The organism is Serratia nematodiphila DZ0503SBS1 (genome assembly GCF_000738675.1).
GTDB lineage: Bacteria > Pseudomonadota > Gammaproteobacteria > Enterobacterales > Enterobacteriaceae > Serratia > Serratia nematodiphila.
Genome location: NZ_JPUX01000001.1, coordinates 2,837,392 through 2,861,346, shown reverse-complemented (window position 1 = coordinate 2,861,346; position 23,955 = coordinate 2,837,392). Strand labels below are relative to the sequence as shown.

Here is a 23,955-nt window from a genome sequence, read left to right as displayed (position 1 = left end):
TGAAAAAATGAAACTCTCACTGTTTGTTCACCTCCTTGTTATCTGCCCACGAAAGACCCTGTTGCCAATGCGTTCACCCGCGCGGCGGTGACAATGTCAGAACAGGCCGAACTCACGGCAGAGATAATCGGCAACGCCATTGCGGCTGTTGGGCAACGCAATCGGGTTAAACGGCAGCGCGCGCTTCAATTCGCCCATCGCATTGCCCATCACCACCCCCGTTCCGGCCCAGCGCAGCATGTCCAAATCGTTCATCGCATCGCCGAAAGAGAGGCAATCGCGCATCGCTATCTGTTTGGCGCTCAGATAGTCGGCCACGCTTCTGGCCTTGGAAATATGCTTATCCATGATGTCTATCGTTTCCGCAGAGGACTTACAGATGGACAGCGTTTTTCCGAAAGCCTGACTGACCTCGTCGTAAAATCGCTCGATCAGCGCCGCTTCACCCTGCAGCAGCACTTTCAGGATCGGTTGCCGTTTCATCGCCTCCGGCTCGACATAGCGGCAAGCGACGCCCGAGGTTTTGATATAGTCGGCAAAATGCGGATTCTCTTCGGCCATCATCCATCCTTCCTGGGTGAACAACGTCACGTGGAGCGGACAGGCGAAGAGGTAATCCATCAACATCATTTGGCTGTCGCGAGGCAGGAAATAGCTTTTATCCGCCACCGGCCGCCCCTCGATATTGACCATCGCGCCATTGCAGGAGACGATCGCCGGCGAGAACCCCAAGCCATCCACAATCCCGCGCGCATCCGCATCGCAACGGCCTGTCGCGATGACGATTTCCAGCCCGCGGGCATGCAGGATATTGAGCGTTTCCACCGTCAGATCAGACAGATTCCCGGCAGGATCCAGCAAGGTTCCGTCAAGATCGCTCACGATCGCCCGGTATTTTATTTTGCCGTCGATAGCAAGCCACATATCACGCCTCCTCCGCCTGGATAATCCCGTCTTCGGCGCGGATTTCGCTGTCGGGCGGAAGGTGGGCGATCGCGAGCGCAATGGCCTGAAAACGGCGCCCTACCGCAACGATGGTCTCCTGAGCTATCTCGTGAGAATCATAAAACAGTGAAATGGCGAGCCGTTCCGCTTCGGGGAACAAACACAGCACCGTCTGGTGGTTGCTGCCGCTGACGATATCCGTCACCTGGAACGTAAACGGCAAGCGCGGATCCTTCTGCGGTTGCGGCATGTTTTCAAACACAAACAGGCTGCCGAACGGCGAAGTGGGCACCCATTGTTCGTCGTAGCGGTTCAGTTCGGAAAAGGCGTACTTCTGCCTCAGCGTCTGGGAAGCCGCGATATCGGCCAGCAACGCATAAATGGGCCGGCGGCGAATCGCCTGCAGGCGCAGCACCGGGCTGGCGACACACAGGCCAAACAGCGTCTGCACCTGCTCAATGTCCGCCGGGCGCTCGCTCATGGTCGTGCCGATCGCGATATCGTCACAGGCCAGCGCTTCGGCCAGCGCCAGCATCCAGGCCAGCTGCGTCAGTTGATTGACCGTGATCCCCTGGCGCCGGCAAAACGCGGTGAGGCTTGCCACCTGTTCCGCGCTGAATTCCGCGCCATATTGCCGCATGCGTCGCCCCTGCGGCGCGGCATCCGGCGCAGCGCTCAACGGCAAACGTTGGTTGACCGGCGCCCCGCGCAAATAGTTCGCCCAGAATGCCTGCGCCTCGGGATCGTCGCCGTGCGCGCGCACATAAGCGGCGAAAGGCTCAAATCGGTTAATTTCCAGCGCCGGCGCGCCCCCTTCCAGCAAGGTGAGGTAGTCGTTGAACCAGTGTTCGAACAGAACGCCGAGGGACCAACCGTCGAACAAGATATGGTTAAAGGTCTGCACCAGATAGTGCTCATCGGCGTTCAACTTGATCAGGCGCCAGCGGATCAACGGCGGCGCATCCAGCTCAAACGAGGTTTCTCGTTCCCGGGCCAACAGCGCTTCCATCCTTTCTTCCAGCAAGGACGGCGGCGCATCGGTCCAATCCTCGATCGCGATCGGCGCCTGCAGCGTCTCGCAGATGAAGACGTTTGGCCGCCCACGGCGGGTTTGATCGCCGAACCCGGCGCGCAGCATTTCAAATCGCTGCAGCGCCAGCGACCAGGCCTGGTTCAACACCTCCGGCTGCAGCGGGCCGGCCACCTCATAAACGGCCTGATCGATCTGATACTCGCGGTTAAGCCGGTTGAAATACATCAATTCCCGCTGCGTGACCGTAGCCTCGAAAACGGCGGCGATGCGATGACGTTGCTGCCAGCGGTCCAACTCGGCGAGGCTGACGTTGGCATGGGGGAAGTCCCCCGGGCTGGCGAGGCGAACGCCCTGGCTCGCCTCGTGGCAACAGTGTGCGACCAGCGCCGACAGGCTCTCCCGATAGTGCGAACCGATCCGGGCCAGCGTCGCCTGCGGCAATAAGCCCGACATCACGATGCTCAGTCGGTCGCCGTGCACGTAGAGCACCAGATCCAGCACATTGTCGCTCGCCGGCAGCGCGCCGTTTTCCAGATCCGCCGTTTGGTCGATCAAGGCCCACAAGGCGTCGTCAGTCTGTTCGTTAAAGACCCCGAGATAGTTGAATGAAATGGCCGGCAAGCGGTGGCGCCGCAGGCAGGCTATCGCTTCGTCGTCCGACGCTGAACCGTATTTCAGCGCCGAATAGCCGATGCCGTGATCCGGCATCTTTCTTAATGCGTCCTTGATGGCGCGCAGCGTGTGTTTTGGGCTCTGATGGGCGGTGATGCGCAAAGGCAGTAAGGCGGTGAACCAGCCGACGGTGTCGTCGAGCTGGATCTTATCGTCATTGATATCGCGGCCATGGTGTTCGAGCGTCAGGTAACTGTCCGCACGGCCATGCCAGGCCTGCAGCACCGGCGCCAGCGCCGCCAGCAACACATCGCGGATCGAGGTGCGGTAGGCCTGATGACAGCTGTCCATCAACAGCGTCGTCAACGCCGCGTCGCACTCGAAGCGGCAAAACGCCGGACTCTGCGCCCCCTCGCTGAGCGTGGCGTAATCGGGTTGCCCGGCGATCATCGCCAACCAGTAAGCGCATTGGTCATGCCGGCTCGCCGCGTAGTGCCTTAACGTCTCGCCCCACTGCCGGTAGCTGGTGCCTTTCGCCGACAGCGATTCCCCCTGATGCAACCGTCGCATGTCTCTGACGATGATGCGCCAGGACACCACGTCGATGATCAGATGATGGAATGCGCAGAACATCAGCGCGTAACCGGGCGCGCTGCTGTCGAAAATGTAGACGAAGCGGCACAGCGGCCCTTCTACCGGATCAAACCCCGATTGCCATTGATGCAGAAGTTCGGCGCGGCTTTGGCGACAAAGCGCCAGGTCATAGTATCCCCATGAAGGGCCGCCGTCGGCCACCGACAGATAGCGCTGCGCGACCAGCGCGCCGGCGTCGTCGGCGCTAAACCGCGCGCGCAGCATGTCATGGCGCGACGCCAGCCCGTTCACCAGATCGGCCACGCGCTCGGCGGACATCGGCGGCACCCGCACCAAAAAAGTCTGGTTGAAGAAGGCGCGATGTTGCGGCGGCTGCTCGTTGTACCAGCGCTGAATCGGCAGCAATTCGAATTCGCCCTGCAGCTCGCCCTGTTCATTGAGCGGCGCAATCGCCTCCCGTTGCTGCAAAATGCGCTTGGCCAGCGCCCGCGCATTCCGGGTTTCGAACACCGCACGCGAGTTGCTGTGATAGCCCGACTTGCTCAATTCGCTGGTGAACACGATGCTTTGGATCGAATCGCCGCCCAGACGAAAGAAGTCGTCATCCACCCCTACCCGTTCAACGCCGAGGATCTCCGCCCACAGGGCGCAAATCAACGCCTCCAGCGCGTTCTGCGGCGCGGCATATCGCTCGCTTTGCGCGAATTGCGGCGCGGGCAGCGCCGTGCGATCCAGCTTGCCGTTCACCGTCAGCGGTATCTCGTCGAGCGCGACATAGCTGGACGGCACCATGTAATCCGGCAGGATCCGCTCCAGCCGGGCGCGCAAATCGGCAGGATCCAGCGGCTCGCCCCGCGCCATCAGCACATAAGCGGCAAGGCGCTTGCTATCGCGATGGACGACATCCACCACGACGCATTTCTCGACGCCCTCCAGCGCATTGATCGTATTCTCTATTTCGCTGAGTTCAATTCTGAAACCGCGGATTTTTACCTGGCAATCGTTTCTGCCGAGATACTCCAGGTTGCCGTCGCGCAACTCTCGCACCCGATCGCCGCTTTTATACAAGCGTCGCCCGTTCAGCGTAATGAAACGCTCTTGCGTCTGCTGCGGCTGGTTGAGATAGCCGCGCGCCAGCGCGTCTCCGCCGATATACAGCTCGCCGGCCAGCCCTGGCGGCAACGGCTGCAGCCAGCGATCCAGCACATGAAGTTCGCGCCCCGGTATGGCTCGCCCAATCGGGATGCTGCTGCGGGTTTCGTCCGCCGCGATGGCGTACATCGTGGTGAACGTGGTGCATTCCGTCGGGCCATAGCCATTGATGACCTGCTGCGGGCGGTTGGCTTGCCGCACCAGGCGCTGCATCAGCGTGGCGGTCAGCGCCTCCCCGCCCACCAGCAGACAGCGCAGCCCGGCGAACAAGTCGGGGTGACTGAGGTAAAGATGATCGAACAGGCTGCGCGTCGCCCACAGAATCGATACCTGCTGCCGACGCAGCAAGGCTTCCAGCTGCGGCACATCGCCGGCGATATCCTCCGTGTCGCGCACGACGACCAATTTGGCGCCGTTGAGCAATGCGCCCCACACCTCGAACGTCGCCGCATCGAACGCCGGGCTCGAGAGGAAGAGCAACGCGTCATCGGGCGTGACAGCGATGCCGGACGCGGTCGCCAACCCGCACATCGCGTGTTGCTCGAGCATCACGCCTTTCGGGATCCCCGTCGATCCCGAGGTATAGATCACCGCGCCGAGCCGGTCGGCGCCGGTGACGGCCGGCAGATTCTGCCGCTCGTGTGGCAGGCGGTTCAGATCGCCCAGCGTGAGGACGGACACGGCGTGCGTCATCATCGCCGCCAGCGCCTCGGCGGCCGACTGCAGGCTTTCCCCGGCGATGAGCACCGGCGCGCGCGTTTCTTCGAGAATATGCCGAATGCGCGCCTGAGGATAATTGCAGGAGAGCGGCACATAGGCCGCACCGGTTTTCAGCACCGCCAGCAGCGCCACCACCATTTCCAGGCTTTTCTCGCTGTACAGCGCAATCAGCGTATCCGCCTGGGGGGCGCCCCCGGTCAGCGCTTGGTAGCGGAGCGCAATTTCGCGCGCCAGGCTATTCGCCATGCCGTTCAGCTCACGGTAGCTGACATGCAGCCCCTCAAACTCCAGCGCAATCTTATCCGGATAACGCAGCGCGATCGCCTCAAACCGGGCGCTGAGGGTTTCTCTCGGCAACGCGGGGGCCGCGTCGTCATCTGGCGGCATGTCGGCGGCGGGATAAAAGGCGAGGTGGCGTAAAGGCGCGTCAGGCGCGCGCATCGCCGCTTGCATCAAGCGCATGAAATGTTCCGCGCAGCCGCGCATATCTTCTTCGTCAAACATGTCCTGACGAAAACGCAGCCGGAACTGCAAGGCATCGCTGTCGGCCCGATCTTCATATTCCAGGGAAAGCGACGCGCTGGCCATATCGTGGTTGGCTTCAAACAGCGGCGAAGTGGCGCAATCGGCCAGTGCCAAGGCCGCATCGCGCAGGTTGGTCTGGGCAAAGGAAATCGGCATCGCGCGGATCCCCAGCGCCTGCACCACCTGTTGCGTGGGCAGTTGGTTAAACCGTTGGCGCGAGTGCGGCGCCGCGGCGGTAATAAACGCCAGCGCGCGTTGATAAACGGCGGCGAAGCCTTCGCCATCACGCAGCGAGAGGGGCATCACGCTGGTGTTTACATGCCCGCCAAGCGCAAATCTTTGCCCCTTTTTTATCGACACCGGATAGCTGATATAGACCGTTTCCTGATTGCCGCTGCGCGCCATCAAGATGCCCCACAGCACCAGCAACGCCAGAAAGTCATTCATTCGCCGTATTCCCGCGCCCTGCTTCAGCGCTTTCCATTGCGCTTTGGGCACCTGGAAACGCAGCTCGGCCGCCTCATCGTTTCGCACGGCGCCGCTTTTCTCAAAGGGCACGTCTATCGCGCCCAAATTTGCCGCTTCGGCCCGCCAGTGCGCCAGCGCTCCGTCGGCGGCCAGTTGTTCAACCTCGCGCTGCAGCTGCCGGTTGATGGCGGCAATCTCGGCCGCCTCGAGGCGTGTCGACAGCCGCTGTTGACCATAGTAATGGCTCACCAATGAGAAAAACTCGTCGGAAGACGCGCCGTCGATCACCAGATGATGGCCCACCAGCGCCAGGGTATAGCGCCCCGCCCCCTCGGCGAAAAGCGCCCAACGATAAAGCGGCCCGCGGTAAATGTCGAAGGGCTGGCGAATCACTTGGGTCAGCAGCGTGCGGTCCGTGTAATGCTGCAAAGGATGGATTGCGTCATTGCGACGCCAATACAGCTCGCCATTCTGTTCATGAATATGGCTGTTCAGCAGGACATGATCTTGCACCAGCGCATTCAGCGCAGCTTGTAATCTGATGGGATCCAGCGCGCCCTCAATACGCTGCAGCACCAATACGTTGTAATTACAGCCCTCTGGATGGCGGTCATATTCATCGATAAAAACTTTTGAATAGGGTGATACAGGAATCTCTTCCATGACAAACACTCCATTTAGAATACACGTGCCCTGCTTAACGGCGATCCATGCGGCATACCCAAACCTCTTTCGGCATCAGCTCGCTTATCTTTTCGGAGTAATAACCGATCAGCATGTTGATGCGTTTTTCTGCAATGACCTCCGCCGCCTGAGCGCAAATCGACTTGTAAAAACCAGTAGGGATCATCACTTTGCAACGGCTATGCAGGTGCCGACAAACGCCGATGGCCCAGGAAAAACACTCCCTGGAAGGATTGGAAATATCCAAAAGTTCGGCACACTCACTGGAACAGCCAATCACAGCGTAGAGATTGCCTTTATTGATATAATGAATTTTATGATACAGAGGATGTTTTTCAATATATTCAAATGCGCGATGATCTTTTTCTCGCCCCAGATTATTGATAAAACTGGCCTGCCGCGCTTGGCCGCCCTCGGTAAAACGAAAGGCCATAAACTTATCAGGCTTTAAGGTTAATTCGACGAAGGGATAGATTTGCGTATTGGTGGTTAAATACTTTCTGAAAATCTTTTCATAAACCCTGATCTTCCTGTCATCGGAAAAGCAGATATCCGCCGCCACATCCGAACGCTTAGCCTGCAGGAAAAAGTCTTTCAAGACGGTGGAAGATTTGACCTGACGGTGGATCCCAAGATCGCCAAGCATATTGACATTAAAAGACAATTTGTTGATTTTAAAAGGATAAAAACTGGATACAAACATCCCGAGATAACGTTCTTGATCCTTGTAAAATATGCCCGTTTTTTCCATCGGCGCCCCACAATGCGGATCGAGCAAATGCTTCCAGTGCAGGAAACGCTCCCCGCCCAAATCTCTGCCATAAAGCTCCTGCAATAATTTGAAATGATTATGAGAAACCGCTTCCCTCACAAAGACAGCCATGTTTTATCTCCCTATAAAACCGATTCCATGCTAGGCGGAAATCAATAAAAGATGACCGCTCAGCGCCGTTGATAATACGGCGCCGGACCGTTCGCTTCCTTTCCCTGATTAACAAGAGTCGCTGTGCATTTTTAGCCAGCGCAAAAATTCAATATTATTATCGATGTTCAGTTTTCTCATGGCCGAACGTTTATGAATACTCACCGTTTTCGGGCTGATGCCGAGCAACATCGCCGTTTGGTTTTGTGAATAGCCCAAATGGATCAAACGGCACACTTTCCCCTCGCTAAAGGTCAGCTGGGTACGACAACGCGGGCAATAGCTTGAAACCAAACTATTTTTCTTGCGATAGCAGAACATGACCTTGTCCACGATCGCCGCCACGCTGTCTTTGCGCGTAATACTTCCGGCCTCCAAATTGCAATGAATTTTAGGGAATGTCTTTTTATGCTCCAATATTGAAAAATAGAGCGGAATAGAAGAAAAGTTGCCCTGCAAAAGCTGGGTATGGCAAAAATTTATGGACACCCGCTTGTCCGGCGCCCTGAATATGATGTTGGCACGTTCTTCTCCCGTGATCTTGGCCTTAATGCCATTCGTGAGAAAACCTTCTTGCAAGGCAAGACTCAACCCCAGCTTGAAGAATTGATTTTTATCCACAATAGCGATATTGACGCGCTCCATTAACAAACCTCCCTTTTGACTACGCTTGCTCACTCTCCTTACTGCAATATCATTGCTGTGATTATTTTTTGTTTTAACGTGCTTTTTAATAAAAAAGCGTTATAGGCGAAGCAAAAAAGACCATGCCTCGCAAAAGTGCATTTTATATAGGGTTATATAAATCATCTGCCCTGGAGAGCATACAAAAGCAAGACGCGGTAAGCTGCCGCGCTTCGCAAGGGAAATTGTTATCGTAAGATATATTTATAAGGCATCATTGCCATCAGCATCACGGTGCTAAGATTTTTCTCTGATACGTTAATTTTACTCCAAGAGCGCAATATATCCAGATAAATATCGAAAAAACACATAATATAGAACATAACATTGCGCGACATTGATTGTTAAGAGAATCCGTTTATGCATTAGGAATTTACTTATGATAAAGGCAGGATAATGCTTTTTTCGTCCGTGGCGGCGGGGTCATCGCAGCCCCTATTAAACAGAGTATAACCATATTCATTTTATTGTAAAAAAATTGCATAAAAAAAAGCTACACTTTATGGCAGTAAGTGATTCCCGCCCTTTCATGTAGACGGCAACAAAAAAGAAGAAGGCGAACCCATCGGCCGCCCGCGCAAGAAATGCCTGGTAGGAGTAACGATTTTTCAGGAGTGATGCGCAGCGCAGAAAGATAACGCGGCATCGTTGACGAGCGGGATGAATTATATTTTTTTGATCCTCATCAGCTTTTTGGCCTCCAGACAGGAAACCAATCCGAGGTGATCTTTTTTTAGCTGCTTGTCGCTCCCAAGAGGAAGAATGACTTTGAACGTTTGCAACTTACCGTGATTATTATAGATATCAAAGACTATCACCGGCGGGCCATACCCCAGGATCATGCAGTCTAAAAACCGCAGAACGGCGCACCCCAAGCGGCTCCTGGCCTCCCGGATAATTTTATCCGCAAGCTCATCATACCGGAAAGGTCTTTCCGGCGTCGTCAATACCTTCATAAGGTCTCCCTTCTGGTATATATCATTCCGATTTAAAATAATAACCTCATAAAACAGCCGCCGTTCAAGGCGAGTGAGATATAACAATCCAGGCTTCGGCAATATATAATCTAACGATGCAAAATCAATCTAACAAAAAACACAATAGTATAAAAAAACAGCGCGAGTTTTATTGAAAAAATGACCTGATTTGCAATAATGAAATGGCCTGAAGTAAAGGGCTAACTGAAAAAGGAGTTTCAATCATGAAAGAACTATCCGCAGTAGAAATTGAACAAGTTAACGGTGCTGGTTTTTTTGGTGACGTAGGCACACTGATTGGCAGTGCGGTAGGTACAGGTATTGATACCATTTCCGCGATTGCCGGTGTTAACCCGGATGCCAAAACCGTTGTCGGCACCATCGGTAAAGGTATTGGTCTGGCCGTCGATGCGCTGATTTCCAGCGGATTGCAGATCATCTCTAAACTGTAATAACAATTCATAATCATCCCTTCCTATTTTTTTAATTCGTTTCATTTTAAGCACCTTCGCGGGTGCTTTTTTTTACATCAAAGAATCAAAGAATATAAAAGGTCAGAAAAACCATTATCCAAAAAAACAAGCTGGGTATCACTATGATGAAAAAACCCATGCGTTTATTGGCGTTTTTAAGCATCCAGTCATAGATCATCGCACCACTCCTTGTGAATACCGGGAGGCATTTCCACCTCCCGGTATTTTATCCATCGAGTTGTTGATTACAGTTTCGGCACTTTGGAAAAGAAGTCCGCCATTTCGTGCGGGAACCCTTTCGCAATCGCCGGACGAAGATCGTCCATGGAAACATTAAAATCTTTCGGCTGCTCGCTCGTTTGCATTTTCTGGTGTGCGTTCACATTTGATTGCAGACCATTAAAAATGCCCTTCATATTGCCGAACATATCATCGCAAGATTTTGTCACGTTACTCATGACCGACTTGGCCGCATCCGGCCCCGACATTTGAATATTGCTGACGCCTTGCATAAACGGTTGACTCAGCGACGATTGGGAGTTGGTGCCCAAATTGCCGCCGGCCTTCATGGTTTCTAAAATTTTGGCTGGATCTAACATGTTTATCACCTCTTTACGGTTGTGTTTACATCGCTTTCGGGCACGAGAATCCTCGCAACGCCCGTGACCAAAGTGGGAAATCTTTCATCGTCGAGCGCAATTCCAGTTTGAGCACGCCCACCACCGACGACATCGACATCGTCAGCTCTCGCCTGTCGCTGGCGAGCGGCACGGGATTGCTGGCGTCGAACATCCGGAACAAGGCCCAGGGTCCGTCAAAACTGGCGACCTGGATCTGGCCGGTGCCGGTGCGGAAGGTGAGTCGAACATAGCTGCCGCCTTTCGGGCCCGGCCAATCGATACGGGTAGGCTGGCTGAAACCATGGCTGTAGTTAATCACCTGCCCGTCGATATCCAGGGTCGCTTCCGTAATGGTCGGCGTCAGGGACAACGGCCTGATGAACATGGAGAAGGACAGCTTGTCGCCGGCAGTGAAGAAGGTATCGCGGATCAGCCGGGCATTTTCAAACGCGCCCAGCGTGCTGGCATTGACGATCCCCTCTGAACCCGGTTTGGCATTCCATTTCTGCGCGTTGACGTCCACATAAGGGGCCAGGTTCTCATCGAAGAACTGCTGCATCGCGCCGCTTTGGCCAAACATGCGCGAGAAGTCCTCGATGCCGACCTCCGCTCTGGCGTTGCGCGAGAACGGATAACGCCCGCTGATGCTGCTCTTGCACAAGCCGGAGGCCAGCGACGAAGCGCCTTTGCTCAGGTTCTTCTGGCTTTGCTGAATCGTCTGGCTGTCCCCGACCTGCAACAGATCCATCATCACGCTGCGCACCGGTTCCGGCTGGCGCGCCGCATCCAGCTGCAGGCGCTTCAGCGTGCCTCCGGCGGGCACCACCTGGCCGCCGCGCAGCGAGGTGGACAAGGTGGTCAACTGGCTGTACAGCGCTTCGAAACTGCGGCTCAGCGGATCGTTGCTGGCGTTGGTGGTCTGCAACAGCTGATAGCCCAGACGGCGCAGCAGCTCGAAGCGATCTTCCACCGCGCGCTCCGGCGTGAGACGAAAACGCGCGCGCTCGCCGGAAATCTCGCCCAGGATGTCGCGCCGCTGCTGCTCGATGCGGTTGCGCTGGCGATCGAACCAGCTTGCCGCATCGCCCTGGTTGGTGCCGGTCATGCTGGTTTCGCGCGCGGCGAAGCGCACCAGATTGGCCAGCGGGGAAGAAGGGTCGGACAGTTGACGCGCCAGGATCGCCGCATCCTCAAGCCCGTTGACCGGCCGGGCGCGCACATCGCGCATGAACGCATCCCATTTGTCGGCATACTCGATGAGATAAAGCTTCCTCGCCTCGTCGGCCAGCTTCTGCGCCGAGGCCAGCGAGTTCACCGCGTTTTTCCCTTCCCCACTGTCGCGCAGCACCCAGGACTCTTCTTCGATCATGTCCTTGGCGGCGTCATCGAGCTGCGCCAGGAAAACGTCGCGATAGCTGGCGCGGGTATAGAACCCCGGCACGGCGGTATCGGTGACCGTCGCCTGGCTCTTGCGGCGCAGCATCAAGGAGACGTTCGGTCCGGCGGCGTCGGCCAATGAAATATCGTTGATCGCCGCCGGCAACGGTTTCTCTTCGATGCGGCGCACCACCCGCACCTGCATCGGAATGTTCATCGCTTTCACCCGCGCCAGGCGCAGCAGATCGCCGTTCATCTTCATGACCGGCGCGTCCGGCAAAGAGAACATCTCCCGCAGATGGTAAGCGAAGATGCCTTTGTTCATGTCGGTGTAACCCTGCGGCATAAAGGTTTCCCAGCGCGCCATGAACCAGTCGACCAAGGCTTCGGCGGAGCGATGCGAAGGTTCGCCCATCATCAGGTACACTTTCAAAGTGCCGTAGACGTCCTTGTTGGACGCCGAGACGTCATTCTTGAGTTCGTCCGCGATATAGTTTTCCACCGCCGGCCAGAAGATCTGCAGCAAATGGCGTTGGTAGGTTTTTTGCGCCGCGCTGTTGATCAGCTTGTGCTCGAAATAGGGATTCGGCACCGGCGACACTTCGCCGCCCAGCTGCGCGTTCATGTAGCCCAGCTGCTCATAGGCGGAAATGACATCGTCGCTGACGCGGTTAGTCACCGGTATTTCGCGCACGATGCGCTTCGTTTCGTCAAAGCGCGCCGCAATGTAAGAGATGTAATCGCTCTCCCACAGGTAACGCATCGCCAGCAGGTTAAACGAGACCGCCAACAGAATGAGCACCAGCACATAGCGGCCCAGAGAGCTCATGCGGCTGCCGAGCGGCCTGGCGTGCGAAGACTGCTGCATCACCCCGCGTTCTTGCCGGGCGTAATCCAGCTCCGGGTGATAAATGCGCCCGGTCGGGCGAGCTTCATAGATATCCGCCGCTTCCGCGTTGTAGATCGCCCCCTGCGGCGGCAAGGCGATGGTGCTGCCCAGCCACACCTGCTGCAGATGGCAGGCGTAGCCCACCGGCGTTTGCGGGAAGATCTGCTCTAACAGGGAATACAGCGGGTTGCCCAGCGACCCCAGCGACTCGGTGAAGAACAGCAGCTGCTGGCGGTTTTGGCCGTCCGGCGCATCGTGCAACAGTTCGAGCACGTGATGGCTGACGCGCGCCACCATCTCCCGGTAGAGGGTTTCATACTGCTCGAAGGGGGTTTCTCCCTGTTCGGCGCGGTTCAGGCTGAACCCCATGCCTTTTTGCAACAGATCGTCGCCCAGCATCGACAGGAAGGTCTCGCCGCCGACCAGTTGATCGAGGTGGCTGATGGTAAGATAGACCGGCAGCTCGCTGCGGAACCACGAGGCCATCTCCAGCAGGCGCACGCGCAGCGCGTCGGCGACCGACTTTCTCTCCGTCAGCGAGGCGTGCAGCAACCAACGCGCATCCAGACACAGCATGATGCCGTCGATGCCCGGATGGCGGCGATGGCGGCGGATCAGTTTGAACAGGGTGTCGCGCGCCCTGGCACCCTCTTCCCCCAGACCGTTCAACTGCAGCCATTCGCCGGAAGTGTCGACATACACCGAATTCTCCGCCAGCCACCAGTTGCAATCCTGGGTCGGCCCGACGTCCACCGTCTGCTGCAGGCCATAGTGCTCGGCCAGCAAGAAGCGTTCGCCGCTTTCGCCGATCAGCGAGGTTTTGCCGCTGCCCGGCGGCCCGATGACCAGAAACCACGGCTTTTCGCTGACGTAACGGCGCGTCAGGCGGTATTTGAAGCGCTGCCAAGGGGTGCGCTGCTTTGCCGTGCCGACGTACTGCAAGGTGCGCAAGGCGTCGTAAAAGCGCGAGGTCACGCGATCTCGCTGGGCGGTCTTGCGTTTGGCCGGGGCCGGCGCTCGCGCGTGGCGGAACACCCAGGATAAGAACGTCGCCACGAACGGCCACAGCGCCCAGCACAGGATCAGCGCGATGATGATGCCCCTGACCCAGACCGACAGCAGCGGCCGATAGGTGCCGATGGCGATCAACGGCCCAACCCACCACACCACCGCACACAGCAGCAAGGCAATCACCAATATGAATGATCTACGTATCATATAATTTCCTTATTATCTCTACGCCGGCGGATGTCTTAGTTATCCTCGGGGACCTCGGCGGCTACCCCTGCCTGATTTAACGTTGCAGACGGTGAAGCCATCTCCCTCTCGCCGATTTTCCAAAGGATGTCCACGCGGCGGTTGCGGCGGCGCCCTTCTTCCGTCGCGTTGTCGTCCAGCGGCTCCTGATCGCCCTTGCCGACCGATGTCACGGTGCGGTTGTATTTACTGTTGGCCAAGGATTCGCGCAGCTTGTCGGCCACCGTCTGCGCGCGAGCCTCGGACAGTTTCAGGTTGGAGTTGTTGGAGGTGTTGCGATACGGTTTGTTGTCGGTATGCCCGATGACCTCCAGATCGCCCGGCCACGGCGCCAGCGCCTCCCCCAAACGCTCAATGTTGCGTTTCTTTTTGAACTCTTCCGACAGCTTCGACTGCCCGGTGGCGAATGCGCCGTCAGAGGTGAAGATCAACAGCCAGCCGCGCGGATCGGCGCGCACCTCCAGCCACCCTTCGCTGAGGATTTGCGGCAGCGGCTGCGGCAGCGTCTCCATGATGTTGATTTTGCGCGGCTGCGGCGGCGTCCAGGCCAAAATGGCGTTGCGCAGCGCGCGGGACTGATCGTGCAGATACCAGGCGGCCGAGGCATACGCCAGCAGCGCGATGGCCAGGCCGTAGCACAGCAGCTTCAGCGGCGTGATGCGGGTCGCCTTGCGCACCACTTTGCTCGGCTCTGCATCGGCCAGCGTCTGCGTCGGGTTCTGGCTATACAGATAGCCATCAAGACGGTTGCGCACGTCGGCCAACAACACCGCGCCGCGTTCCATCACGTGATATTGCCCTTCGAAGCCCAGCGACAGGATCAGATCGTAAAACGCCAGGATCTCCTTGTTGCGCGGCGAGGCGGCCAGATAGGCCTGCAGATGCTCGAAGCACTTTTCCCCGCCCCAGGCGTCGCGATAAAACTCCACCAGCAGGCTGAGATTCAGTTCGCCGGATTCGAGCGTGCTCATGCAGCACTCATCCACGTAGGAGCACAGCAGATAGGCCAGCTTGTCCACATCGCTCGGCGCGATGTGATCCGCCAGCAGCGTCTGCTGGAATTGTTGGATCTCGCGCACGATCTGCGCGCGCACCGCGCCCGGATTCAGCTGTTTCTGATCGCGCACCCGCTCCACCTGCAGCAGAACCGGGATGGCGGCGGCGATCAGCGGGTTGTCCCAATGGCCCATCATCACGCCGGGCTTGCTCAGCGCGGCGCGGCCGAACAGCCCGCTCGAGGTCGGCGCGGCCTCGGCCGGGCGCTCGCCCGGCGCGGGCTCGCTGCTTTCCGGCGCAACGCTTTCAGCCTCATAAGGCTTGGGTTCGGGGGGCGTCGCCACCCCGGCGCTTCCCGGCCGCAGCTTGGCGGCCAGCGCCCGCGCGCCGAAGGACAGCGCGGCGATCTCCGCCGTCGTTTTGCCCACGGAGCCGGACGCGGGAAGGCGCGGCGTCGCGTTGTTGCGCGTTACCGCCATCGCCTCGCGTATTTTTCTCTCAAATTCGTTCATCCCACCCTCCCTTGCCTTAATCCCCAGACGTCAAAACGCAGGTCGGGGAAATCACCCACGATGCTGAGCGCCATCGCCGAGCCGGCCATCATTTCCTTATAAATCGGGTCGGCATGATCAACCTCGAAATAGATGCTGTTCGGGTAATACGGTATGTGCCGTGGCGGCGAAGCCATCGGGAGCAAACGAGCGCCCGGTAATTGCAGATCGATCAGCTGAATGATTTTCTCGACCGGCCCCAGTTTGACCTGTGCGGGGAAATACGAGCGCAGATGCTCGATGGACAAACCGCAGCTGACGGCGAACACCAGTTTTTCCAGGCGCAGCTGCGAATCGTTCGGGCACAGATAAATGCTGTCGCCGCGATCGACAAACGGCAACGCCACCGCCGGCGCTTCGATCACCAGCGACAGCGCGCGGCGAATCGAGGCGAACAGCTGGAAGTAGCAGTTGTGCGGTTCATCGTGCAGATACACCAGATCGGCCCGATCCCAGAGGCGTTCGCCGCCGGGAATGATGCTGAGCCGCCCCAGCAGGCTCAGCAACGTGTCGAACAGGGTTTCAGGATGCACCTGCGGGCTGGCCAGCAGTTGGCTGATGCGCAAATTGAACTCGCTCAAGGTTTGCAGCAACAGCAACTCCAGCAGCTCGGAAAGCCCGCCGATCGTCATATGCACGTCCGGGCGGAAAACCGACTCCAGACGCTGGCTGATCAGCCCAAGCAATTCGGTGGTGAAAGCAGGCAGCCAGCCGATGGCGCGGAAATCCAGCATCGGCGGCAAGGCGCGCTCATCCAGCAGCACCCGACGATCGCTGGTGATCTCCCGCACGAAACCGACCGGCAGCACGCTTTCCGCGCTGCTGACCGCGTCCTCCAGGCTTAGCCGCGTCACCAGGCTGCCCAGTTGCATCGTGCACACGCGCGGCGTTCCCTCCAGGCTGACGCCGTGGTTGCGATCCGGCACCTCGGCGTCCATGGTGCGAAAACGGCTGCTTTTTCGCGCATCCTGGATAAGATCGATCTGGGCATTGCCGGCGATGTCCATCAGCACGGACAGGCACACCACTTTCCCCTGGCAGCCTTCTCCCAGCACCAGCGGCGGCGGCAGCGGAATATCCTCAGGCATGCTGAACGCCGTGCCGTCGGGGAAAACGCCCTTGGCTTTCTTCAGCGCAAACTTGCCCTGTTCCAATAGCCCGTTGTCGATCTCCAGCGTCAGGAACCCCCAGGTGAAGGTTTCGACGCTGCGCAAGCGCGCTTCAATCAAGTGCTCGAAAAAACGTTCCTGCTGCTGGAAATGCTGCGGTTCCATCAACATGCCTTCTACCCAGGCGACGCGTTGTTTAGGTAACATGTCATTCATCCATTTTGTCGTTAGTCACTATGCTGAGTGACGTCATCCCCACCATCACCTTCATTTGCGAATCAGCCTGCGCAGGGGACTTTTGCTCGGCGAGCGGCAACACGCCGCTGATTTGCTGAAACTCCGCCCCGACGACGACCCATCGCTCTTGCCCCGCCGGCACCTCGAAGCGATATCGCAACGTCTCCCTCGGTTGCAAAATGCTCTGGTGCCGGCTCAGCGCCCCTTCCGACGGCGCCGTCTCGCGGCAAGGAGCGCCGTCGCCAATCCCCTCGGGCATCCACCCCGAGCGATTGGTTTCTATCACGCACACCTTGACCGGCTGCGCCTCCCCGGCGGCATTGGGGTTTACGTTGTCGTTGGCGGTCACCTCGACGTCGATAAACCGCAACCGGCGCCCCGCATCCACAGCCTCATCGTGAGAAAACCAGCTGCATCCGCCGAGCATCCCCACCGCCAACAGTCCCCCTGTCGCCATCCCCCGGAGCGTTTTCACCATGCTGAACTCCTATGCATTAACGAAACATTTGGTCTGGCTGGGCGCGACCTGAGTGGCGACCATGTTGTTATTGTTCGTCGTGCTGGAATCGCCTAGCCGCGTGACCGGCATGCCGCCGGTGAAATACTTGCCCGACCCCTGCACCGGCTGCATCTGGGCCGAATGCGTCCCGGAGGCGGCGCCGATCACCCCGCCCGAATCGACGGTGGCCGCGCGAATACTGCCGAGATTCTGTTCATTGCCGCCGCATAGGAAATAGTTAGGCACGTTCGGTATGCCGGTGCTGTTGGGCGCGGTGTTCGGGCCCGGCGCCGGTATCATCGGGTCACAGCCGGCAAAGCTGATCCCGGCCATGTTGTTATTGGCTGCAGTCATGGTGGTTTACCCCATATGTATCTGGCCGCCGTCGATCTTCAGCACCGCCGAAGACTTCAGGGAACCAATTTCACTGGTGATGACGAGGGATTGCCGCGCATCCTGAATGATGTGCTTCGCCAGCACCTCGTCGGTTTCCTCCACCCGCCGGCTCGCGTGCTTGCTGCGCACAAACAGGCGTTGAGAGATTTGGTGCAGCGTTTCGGCGACCCAACGGCTGCTGCGCGTCAGCAGCGTGAAGTGCGGGCTGCGCAACGTCAGCCGCTTGCCGCCCTGCAGCTCGATCTCCGGCGCCACGATGCGCAAGTTGGCGCAGCGGCTGTCCAGCGTCATGACGGCGTTCGCCTGTTGCCGCGACAAGATCTCGGTGATGACCAACTTATCGCCGTCGGCGATGACGCAAACGCGATCGCCCGCCAGCGGCTGAACCAGACAGCTGGTGGCGACCGCCAGACAATGGGCTCGCATGCCGTCGACATACAGACCGCCGTTGGCGTCGGCCGCCAGCGTCACCACCTTGCGCCCCCCTTGTTCGGCAAGCGGAGCGCTGCGCACCAACTGCAAAGGCGTCACCCTGGCGTTGGCATAGACCTTCTGATGCTCTCTTCTGGACTTATACATATCTGCTTACTCCTGTTGGCCGTTGATACGACGGTTGCCGCGGCCCCGGTTGTTGATGCGCATACCAGGCGTCGATCGCACTCAAGAACGGATCGGCGGTAAGCGGCACGTTTTCGGCGCGATGACGCTGCGCGCCATGCAGGCGAGCGCTCTGTTGCTGAGCGGCGGTCAACGGCTGTTCGATCAGGTTCGCTTCCCGCAGTTCGGCCTGCTCAAGATTGGCTAACGCCAGATCGCACGCCCTGAATTCCGCTTGCGTCAGGATGGCGCGCCCCCAGTTGGCGCCGCCCATCGCGCATTCGCTGAACCGGGCCTTCTGCCCCTGCGCCAGGGTCAGCGTCGCGCGTTCGAAATCGCAGCGCAGCGCCTGCGCTTCAGCGAAGATCGCCGAGGTCAGATCGCTGTCGGCGAACGAACACGCCTCCAGCTCGCTGCGGTGAAAACTGGCGCCCTGCAGCTGTAGCTGCGCCAAAGTGCAGCCCGACAGGCGGCAGGTGAACCAGATGCGCGCCTGCCCCGCGATCGTCTGCCAACTGCACGTCTCCAGCTGACAACTGCCCATCACCTGACGATCCAGGGTCGACGCCTGCCACAGGCACTGCCTAAGTTGGCAGGCGTACCAGTTGGCGTCCTGTATCACGTCCTGATGAAACATCAGGTTGGTCAGGGTGCTGGACTGCACCGCCAGATGCCCCAGGCTGCTGCGTTCAATTTCCGCGCCGTTGACCTCGCACCGGATCAAACCGCAGTCATCCAGCAGACAATCGCCGACGTAACACCCCTGCAGCGCGGTGTCGTTGCACGCCAAATTGCACAGCAGCCCCTGTTGCAGCGTCAGGTTGTCAAACCGGCATTCGTTGAACGACAGGCTCATCAGGCTGCCGCCGACCACGTTGACCTGCTGCAGGGTGCAGCCCTCAAAGCGCACCGCCCGCAAATCACAGCCTTCAAACGTGACGCGTTCGAAATGACAGTCGATGAAAAAGCAGTCGCTCAGCGTCAACCCTTTCAGCTCGCGATCGTGAAACCGGCGTTTCTTGAAGATCCGCGGCATGGGCGGCGTCTGCGCCACCGCCTGGGCGACCTCCAGTTCGATCGCCTCTCGGTCAGGCAGCGCCTGTTGAATCACGCGGCTTTCAGTTTTCATGCGCATAGTCCCCATGAATGATTCTGCGCGGCACCCAACACGCGCGCTCCAGCAGACAACCGCTGAACCGCGTGCCGGCGTCCTGCCAGGTCATCGCCAGATGCGCCGCCGCCAGATTGCACTGGTCAAATGCCGCATCGCGCAGATCGGCGTTATAAAACAGGCCTTGCTGAGCGCTGCTGTTTTGCCAACGTGAGTGCGTCAACAGGCTGTCTTTAAACCGCACGCCGGCCAGATCGCAGCCGGCGATCGCGCAGGCCGTCAGATCGGCCTCGTCAAAGTTGCATTCAGTGAAAACGCTGTACTGCAGTTGGCACCTCTCCATACGCGCCGCTTTCAATCCCACTTTGGTGAAACAGCTATCGCTGAACACGGCGTGGGAAAAGTTCGCCTGCATGCCCGCCGTCAGGCTCTCGACGCGGCAGCGTTCGAAGCGTACGCCGCGCCAGTTGCCGCCAAGGAACGAGTTTTTGGTGAGCGTCATCTCCAGCGCAACCGCCTCTTCGGCGAGGCAGCGGTTAAACACGCACGCGTCCAGCTCGCCTTGCAGAAACTGCGCGCGGATCAGCGTCGCGCCATTAAACATGCCGTTGCCGATCGCCGCGTGTTCAAAGCGGCTCGCGGTGAAATCACCCCGCTCGAAAACGCAGTTATCCAGCTTCACGTGGTCGGCGCGCAGCCCTTGCCCCTGAGGCTCCGCCAGCGTCACCCGTTCGAAGACCGCCTCTTGCCACACGCTTTCCGCCAGCAACGGCTTTTGCAGCGTGCACGAGATCATGCGGATCTGGCGCAGCGCCGCCTGCGTCAGGTTGACCGCATCAAAAACGCAGTTTTCGAAGGTGCAGTTCTCAAAAGAAGCCTGCGAGAAATCGCAGCGCTCAAAGCGGCACTGCAGAAAATGCCTGCCCGACAGCGCCTCGCAGCGCAAACCGCTGAAGGTCTTCCCTTCCACGGTCGCGCTATCGGGGAAAAACGCGTCATTGCCGTCTTCGGCGGGAAGATCCGGCACATCGGGCAGCGTCACGGAAGCGGGCTCCGCCGCCGTTTGTTGCTGATGCAAGGCGATCGCCTCGCGGATGCGTCGATAGAACACGGCGGAATCGCCCAGAGAGGTGGGCGACGGATCGTAACGCAAGTCGCTGGGGTGATCCGACACCGCCTGGATGACGTTCAACCCCATCTCCGCCGGCATCAGATCCGGATCGAACAGAAACTCAAAGGGCGAGGCGTCATCATCGCTGCGCTTGCGGAATACCTGTTGGAAATAGTCGAACGAGCGCGGCGCATCGCAGCGATCCAACGCCAGCATGACGGACTCGATGGACTCGTCCAGCAGGTGCGTCAACGGCGCATTGCCGGTGAAGATAAGCAAAGCGATGTCGCTGTCGGGCAGGAACCACAGCGTTTTGCGCTGCAGCTCGATTTCCTCGAGGCTGTCGCTATCGTGACGGCGGATGAACGCCCGTCCGCGCACCGCCGGCAGCTCGCCGCGAATCGCCTCGCTTTGCGCGCCGACGCCCTGCAGCTCGAAGGGCACCCGATCCGGCCACGCCGCTTCCGGCAACCACTGCGCCGGCGGCGCCATCTGGAAATAACGCCGATCGATATTGGCCGGCAGCCCGGGGAATGCCGTCTCGAGATAGGCTTTGCCGGCGATCTGGCCCGCCACCTTATCGATGTGCGCCTTGCGCAGCGCAAACTCGTGCGGCACCGGCGCCGGCGCCGCCAGCGGAGAGCGCTCCTGCGCGGTCCCCTCGGCGGACAGCGTCATCAGCAGCGGCCGCAGCCCGTCATTGCAGCCGCGGCCAAACGGGTTCTCCTTGTTGTCTTTACCGCCCCAGGCGGAGGTGTGATCCAGCGGCACGCTGAGGAAGGGTTCCACCTCCATCGCGCCGCGCCGTCCCTCGCCCTCGACCCGCCAACGGCGCTTCAGCCCGCCGATGTCGGCGCTGACATTCAGCGTTTTCACCGGCTGACCGATGCCGGCATGGCCGGCGATCAGGTATTCGGCGAACGGCTTCGGCTCGGCAACATCCAATATCGGCAGGCTGAGCGGCACGCGCTTCCACGCCTCCCAGATTTCGGCTTCGTTCACGAAGTGTTCAGGCCGGGACAGGTAGCACCCGGCCACGACGCTGATGCCGAGCCGGCTGTCTGTCCCGATCTGGTAACTTCCTTTAATCGCCACCAATTGCTGTGGCCGTATGATTCTCATTGCCGCGCCTCGTTAGTTTTTGCTTTGCATCCCGACTTTTTTCAAATCGACGCCGGTCTCGGACAGTGACGCGCCGGTATAGCTGATCGACACCCCTGTCGTGCTGCTGCTGCTGCCGGTATTGCTGACGCTGCTGCCGGTGTTGCTGACGCTGCTGCCGGTGCTGCTGACGCTGCTGCCGGTGGTGCCGACACTGCTGCCGGTGGTGCTGACACTGCTGCCGGTGGTGCTGATGCTGCAGCCGGTGGTGCTGGTCGACGATCCGGTGGTGCTGATGCTGCAGCCGGTGGTGCTGGTCGACGATCCGGTGGTGCTGACGCTGACGCCGGTAAAGCTGGTGCTGCTGCCGGTCTGGCTGGTGCTGACCGTGGTGTAGCTGTTGCTTTCGCCGGTCATGCTGTTGCTGATGCTGGTGAAGGAGTTGCTTTCGCCGGTCATCGAGTTCGACACGCCGGTGCAGCTGGTGCTCTGCCCGGTAAACGACGTGCTCAGCCCGGTGAACGAAGTACTGACGCCGGTAAATGACGTGCTTACGCCGGTGAACGAGGTGCTGACGCCGGTAAATGACGTGCTCACGCCGGTGGCGGTGAGGCTGACGCCGGTCATCGACGCGCTGACGCCTTTAATCGAGGCGTCAAACCCGGTAATGCTGAAGACGTAATCCTTGTAAGAGACGTGGTTGGTGAACCAGTCCGTAAAGGTGCGGCGGATGATGTCGAACTTGTCCATTCCCACCTCGGTGGCCTGGTTGCGCTCCACCGTGGTTTGCAGATCGCGTTCGGCATGCAGCATGACGCGTTCGTTGTTGCGGTTGTCATCGAAGGTCAACTGGCTGGCATGCTGCGGCTTGCCGAAGCGCAGCGAACGCGACACCATGCCCGAGTAGTTGATGTATTCAGGCAACTGATAAGGCGGCGGGTTGTCGCCGTTATACACAATCCCGGTCACCATCGGACGATCGAGATCGCCGTCGACATAGGTCACCAGCACTTCCTGACCGACGCGCGGCATGGCGATCACGCCCCAGCCTTTCCCCGCCCAGGCCTGCACCACGCGGATCCAGCAAGAGCTGTCTTCCTCGGTGGTTTTGTAGCGATCCCAGTGGAAATGTACGCGGATGCGCGCAAATTTGTCGGTATGCACTTCGGAGTTGGGCGCGCCGACCACGGTGGCGCTCTGGATGCCCGGCATCTGCGGTTTTGGCGTTTCGCGCAGCGGGCGGAACGGCACGTCGTCGTTCAACGCATTGAAACGGCAGGTGACGTTGCGGCCGTCGCTGCTGCTGTCCGGGCCGTCTTGCACGAACACATAGTCGCAGCGAGTCAGCTTGAAACGGCGGTTGCGGTTGGCGTCCGGGTGCAAAATCAAGGAGAAATCCTTGCCGGCCATCAGCCCGACGGCGTTGCTCTCGCCAAACAGCAGATGGCCGTCGCTTTGCATTTCTTCAAGGCGCAGCCGCGCCAGGTTTTCACCGCGTTCGGTATCCACATAACCCGCCGCGTAGTCGTACCACTCCAACGGGGTGTTCTGCAGGCCGAGGCGGCTCTCTTCCACCTTGGTTTGCAGGTTCTTGCGCGGGTTCTGGAAGTCGAAGTCGCGCAGCACGATTTCATTCGGGCGCACTTTGCGGGAGCGCTGGATGCGCTGGATCCCTTCGCGGATGGCGCGGTTTTCTTCGCTGTCCGGCATGAACGGCAACACGGCGTAACCAAAATCCAGATCGTCGAAATTCTGCCGGTCGGTGATCACCAGCGTGTGTTTATCCTCGGCGTGATCGAAGTAATACCAGATGCCTTCGTCTTCCAGCAGGCGGCTGATAAACGCGAAATCCGTTTCGGAAAACTGCACGCAATATTCACGCGTCGGATAAGTGCCTTGAATATCCAGACGGTAGTCGGCAAAACCGTAGCGCGAGAAGATTTGCTCGATGATGTCGAGCACGTTCAAATCCTGGAAAATGCGGCTGTTGCGGTTCTGCATCAAAAACCACAGCCAGGTGCTCAGCTCCAGCTTATAAACGAACTTATCCTGATGCTGCCCCGAATCGGAGGCGCCGATCACGTAAGCGTAAAACGGCCGCGCGCCGAAATCCGGCCTTTCTATTTGAATGCTGATCCCTTGACCCAGCAGAGATTCATAATCAACGTCCGCCTGTTCACATTCGAATTCGAGCGTATATTGCGAGTTGCTCGACAACCCTTCTTTGGTGGTGAAGCTGAGTGGAAACGCATTTAATTCGGCTAACACCGGGTTATCAATTTCGATTAAAGGCATAACAACCTCTCTGATCCGAT

16 protein-coding genes are annotated in these 23,955 nt (G+C 58.7%); 1 reads left to right on the top strand and 15 read right to left on the bottom strand.

What is annotated here, in order from left to right; all coding sequences use genetic code 11:
* Nucleotides 1-96: 96 nt before the first annotated feature.
* The 5 genes from JL05_RS13175 to JL05_RS13155 all read right to left on the bottom strand — a co-directional run bounded on the left by JL05_RS13175 (nucleotide 97) and on the right by JL05_RS13155 (nucleotide 9,295).
* Nucleotides 97-924 (bottom strand): Cof-type HAD-IIB family hydrolase, encoded by an 828-nt coding sequence (locus tag JL05_RS13175; protein WP_004935307.1) that lies wholly within the window; start codon nucleotides 922-924, stop codon nucleotides 97-99.
* A gap of 1 nt (nucleotide 925) precedes the next feature.
* Nucleotides 926-6,712: a non-ribosomal peptide synthetase gene (locus JL05_RS13170; protein WP_033632664.1), complete on the bottom strand. Its 5,787-nt coding sequence runs from the start codon at nucleotides 6,710-6,712 to the stop codon at nucleotides 926-928.
* A gap of 34 nt (nucleotides 6,713-6,746) precedes the next feature.
* On the bottom strand, nucleotides 6,747-7,616 hold the full coding sequence (locus JL05_RS13165) for a hypothetical protein (RefSeq protein ID WP_033632663.1): 870 nt from the start codon (nucleotides 7,614-7,616) through the stop codon (nucleotides 6,747-6,749).
* Nucleotides 7,617-7,724: 108 nt separating this feature from the next.
* Nucleotides 7,725-8,300, bottom strand: a complete 576-nt coding sequence (locus JL05_RS13160; RefSeq protein ID WP_004935315.1) for a helix-turn-helix transcriptional regulator — start codon at nucleotides 8,298-8,300, stop codon at nucleotides 7,725-7,727.
* Nucleotides 8,301-9,004: 704 nt separating this feature from the next.
* Nucleotides 9,005-9,295, bottom strand: coding sequence for a hypothetical protein (locus JL05_RS13155; protein WP_004935318.1), 291 nt, complete (start codon nucleotides 9,293-9,295; stop codon nucleotides 9,005-9,007).
* A gap of 245 nt (nucleotides 9,296-9,540) precedes the next feature.
* Here JL05_RS13155 and JL05_RS13150 point away from each other — a divergent pair, with 245 nt between their 5' ends.
* Nucleotides 9,541-9,768 (top strand): hypothetical protein, encoded by a 228-nt coding sequence (locus JL05_RS13150; RefSeq protein WP_004935320.1) that lies wholly within the window; start codon nucleotides 9,541-9,543, stop codon nucleotides 9,766-9,768.
* Between the two features lie 266 nt (nucleotides 9,769-10,034).
* Here JL05_RS13150 and JL05_RS13145 read toward each other — a convergent pair whose 3' ends face one another.
* The 10 genes from JL05_RS13145 to vgrG are packed head-to-tail and all read right to left on the bottom strand — an operon-like array spanning nucleotide 10,035 to nucleotide 23,935.
* Nucleotides 10,035-10,388 (bottom strand): DUF6277 family protein, encoded by a 354-nt coding sequence (locus JL05_RS13145; RefSeq protein ID WP_033632662.1) that lies wholly within the window; start codon nucleotides 10,386-10,388, stop codon nucleotides 10,035-10,037.
* Nucleotides 10,389-10,413: 25 nt separating this feature from the next.
* Nucleotides 10,414-13,893 (bottom strand): type VI secretion system membrane subunit TssM, encoded by a 3,480-nt coding sequence (tssM, locus tag JL05_RS13140; protein WP_033632661.1) that lies wholly within the window; start codon nucleotides 13,891-13,893, stop codon nucleotides 10,414-10,416.
* Between the two features lie 35 nt (nucleotides 13,894-13,928).
* Nucleotides 13,929-15,440 (bottom strand): type IVB secretion system protein IcmH/DotU, encoded by a 1,512-nt coding sequence (gene icmH, locus JL05_RS13135; protein WP_004935328.1) that lies wholly within the window; start codon nucleotides 15,438-15,440, stop codon nucleotides 13,929-13,931.
* Nucleotides 15,437-16,795: a type VI secretion system baseplate subunit TssK gene (gene tssK / locus JL05_RS13130; RefSeq protein ID WP_033632660.1), complete on the bottom strand. Its 1,359-nt coding sequence runs from the start codon at nucleotides 16,793-16,795 to the stop codon at nucleotides 15,437-15,439. Before tssK ends, icmH begins: the two co-directional genes overlap by 4 nt.
* Nucleotide 16,796: 1 nt before the next feature.
* Nucleotides 16,797-17,303 carry a type VI secretion lipoprotein TssJ gene (locus tag JL05_RS13125; protein ID WP_033632659.1) on the bottom strand — a complete coding sequence of 169 codons (507 nt, stop codon included), beginning with the start codon at nucleotides 17,301-17,303 and terminating at the stop codon, nucleotides 16,797-16,799.
* A gap of 9 nt (nucleotides 17,304-17,312) precedes the next feature.
* Complete coding sequence (locus JL05_RS13120; protein ID WP_033632658.1) at nucleotides 17,313-17,678, bottom strand: PAAR-like domain-containing protein; 366 nt, start codon at nucleotides 17,676-17,678, stop codon at nucleotides 17,313-17,315.
* A 6-nt stretch (nucleotides 17,679-17,684) separates the two neighbouring features.
* On the bottom strand, nucleotides 17,685-18,299 hold the full coding sequence (locus JL05_RS13115) for a DUF3540 domain-containing protein (protein WP_033632657.1): 615 nt from the start codon (nucleotides 18,297-18,299) through the stop codon (nucleotides 17,685-17,687).
* Nucleotides 18,292-19,446, bottom strand: a complete 1,155-nt coding sequence (locus JL05_RS13110; protein WP_235363142.1) for a pentapeptide repeat-containing protein — start codon at nucleotides 19,444-19,446, stop codon at nucleotides 18,292-18,294. The genes JL05_RS13115 and JL05_RS13110 overlap by 8 nt, the downstream gene beginning before the upstream one ends.
* The gene (locus tag JL05_RS13105) at nucleotides 19,436-21,661 is read right to left on the bottom strand and encodes a DUF2169 family type VI secretion system accessory protein (RefSeq protein WP_033632656.1); all 2,226 of its coding nucleotides are present in this window, start codon (nucleotides 21,659-21,661) and stop codon (nucleotides 19,436-19,438) included. Before JL05_RS13105 ends, JL05_RS13110 begins: the two co-directional genes overlap by 11 nt.
* Nucleotides 21,662-21,673: 12 nt before the next feature.
* Nucleotides 21,674-23,935, bottom strand: a complete 2,262-nt coding sequence (gene vgrG / locus JL05_RS13100) for a type VI secretion system tip protein VgrG (protein ID WP_033632655.1) — start codon at nucleotides 23,933-23,935, stop codon at nucleotides 21,674-21,676.
* Nucleotides 23,936-23,955 lie beyond the last annotated feature (20 nt).

Coding starts and splice junctions, on each gene's coding strand:
- JL05_RS13155 (WP_004935318.1), bottom strand. CDS start 9,295: ATGAAGGTATTGACGACGCCGGAAAGACCTTTCCGGTATGATGAGCTT.
- JL05_RS13125 (WP_033632659.1), bottom strand. CDS start 17,303: ATGGTGAAAACGCTCCGGGGGATGGCGACAGGGGGACTGTTGGCGGTG.
- JL05_RS13175 (WP_004935307.1), bottom strand. CDS start 924: ATGTGGCTTGCTATCGACGGCAAAATAAAATACCGGGCGATCGTGAGC.
- tssM (WP_033632661.1), bottom strand. CDS start 13,893: ATGATACGTAGATCATTCATATTGGTGATTGCCTTGCTGCTGTGTGCG.
- icmH (WP_004935328.1), bottom strand. CDS start 15,440: ATGAACGAATTTGAGAGAAAAATACGCGAGGCGATGGCGGTAACGCGC.
- JL05_RS13160 (WP_004935315.1), bottom strand. CDS start 8,300: ATGGAGCGCGTCAATATCGCTATTGTGGATAAAAATCAATTCTTCAAG.
- JL05_RS13120 (WP_033632658.1), bottom strand. CDS start 17,678: ATGACTGCAGCCAATAACAACATGGCCGGGATCAGCTTTGCCGGCTGT.
- JL05_RS13150 (WP_004935320.1), top strand. CDS start 9,541: ATGAAAGAACTATCCGCAGTAGAAATTGAACAAGTTAACGGTGCTGGT.
- JL05_RS13145 (WP_033632662.1), bottom strand. CDS start 10,388: ATGTTAGATCCAGCCAAAATTTTAGAAACCATGAAGGCCGGCGGCAAT.
- JL05_RS13115 (WP_033632657.1), bottom strand. CDS start 18,299: ATGTATAAGTCCAGAAGAGAGCATCAGAAGGTCTATGCCAACGCCAGG.
- JL05_RS13165 (WP_033632663.1), bottom strand. CDS start 7,616: ATGGCTGTCTTTGTGAGGGAAGCGGTTTCTCATAATCATTTCAAATTA.
- JL05_RS13170 (WP_033632664.1), bottom strand. CDS start 6,712: ATGGAAGAGATTCCTGTATCACCCTATTCAAAAGTTTTTATCGATGAA.
- vgrG (WP_033632655.1), bottom strand. CDS start 23,935: ATGCCTTTAATCGAAATTGATAACCCGGTGTTAGCCGAATTAAATGCG.
- tssK (WP_033632660.1), bottom strand. CDS start 16,795: ATGTTACCTAAACAACGCGTCGCCTGGGTAGAAGGCATGTTGATGGAA.
- JL05_RS13110 (WP_235363142.1), bottom strand. CDS start 19,446: ATGAAAACTGAAAGCCGCGTGATTCAACAGGCGCTGCCTGACCGAGAG.
- JL05_RS13105 (WP_033632656.1), bottom strand. CDS start 21,661: ATGAGAATCATACGGCCACAGCAATTGGTGGCGATTAAAGGAAGTTAC.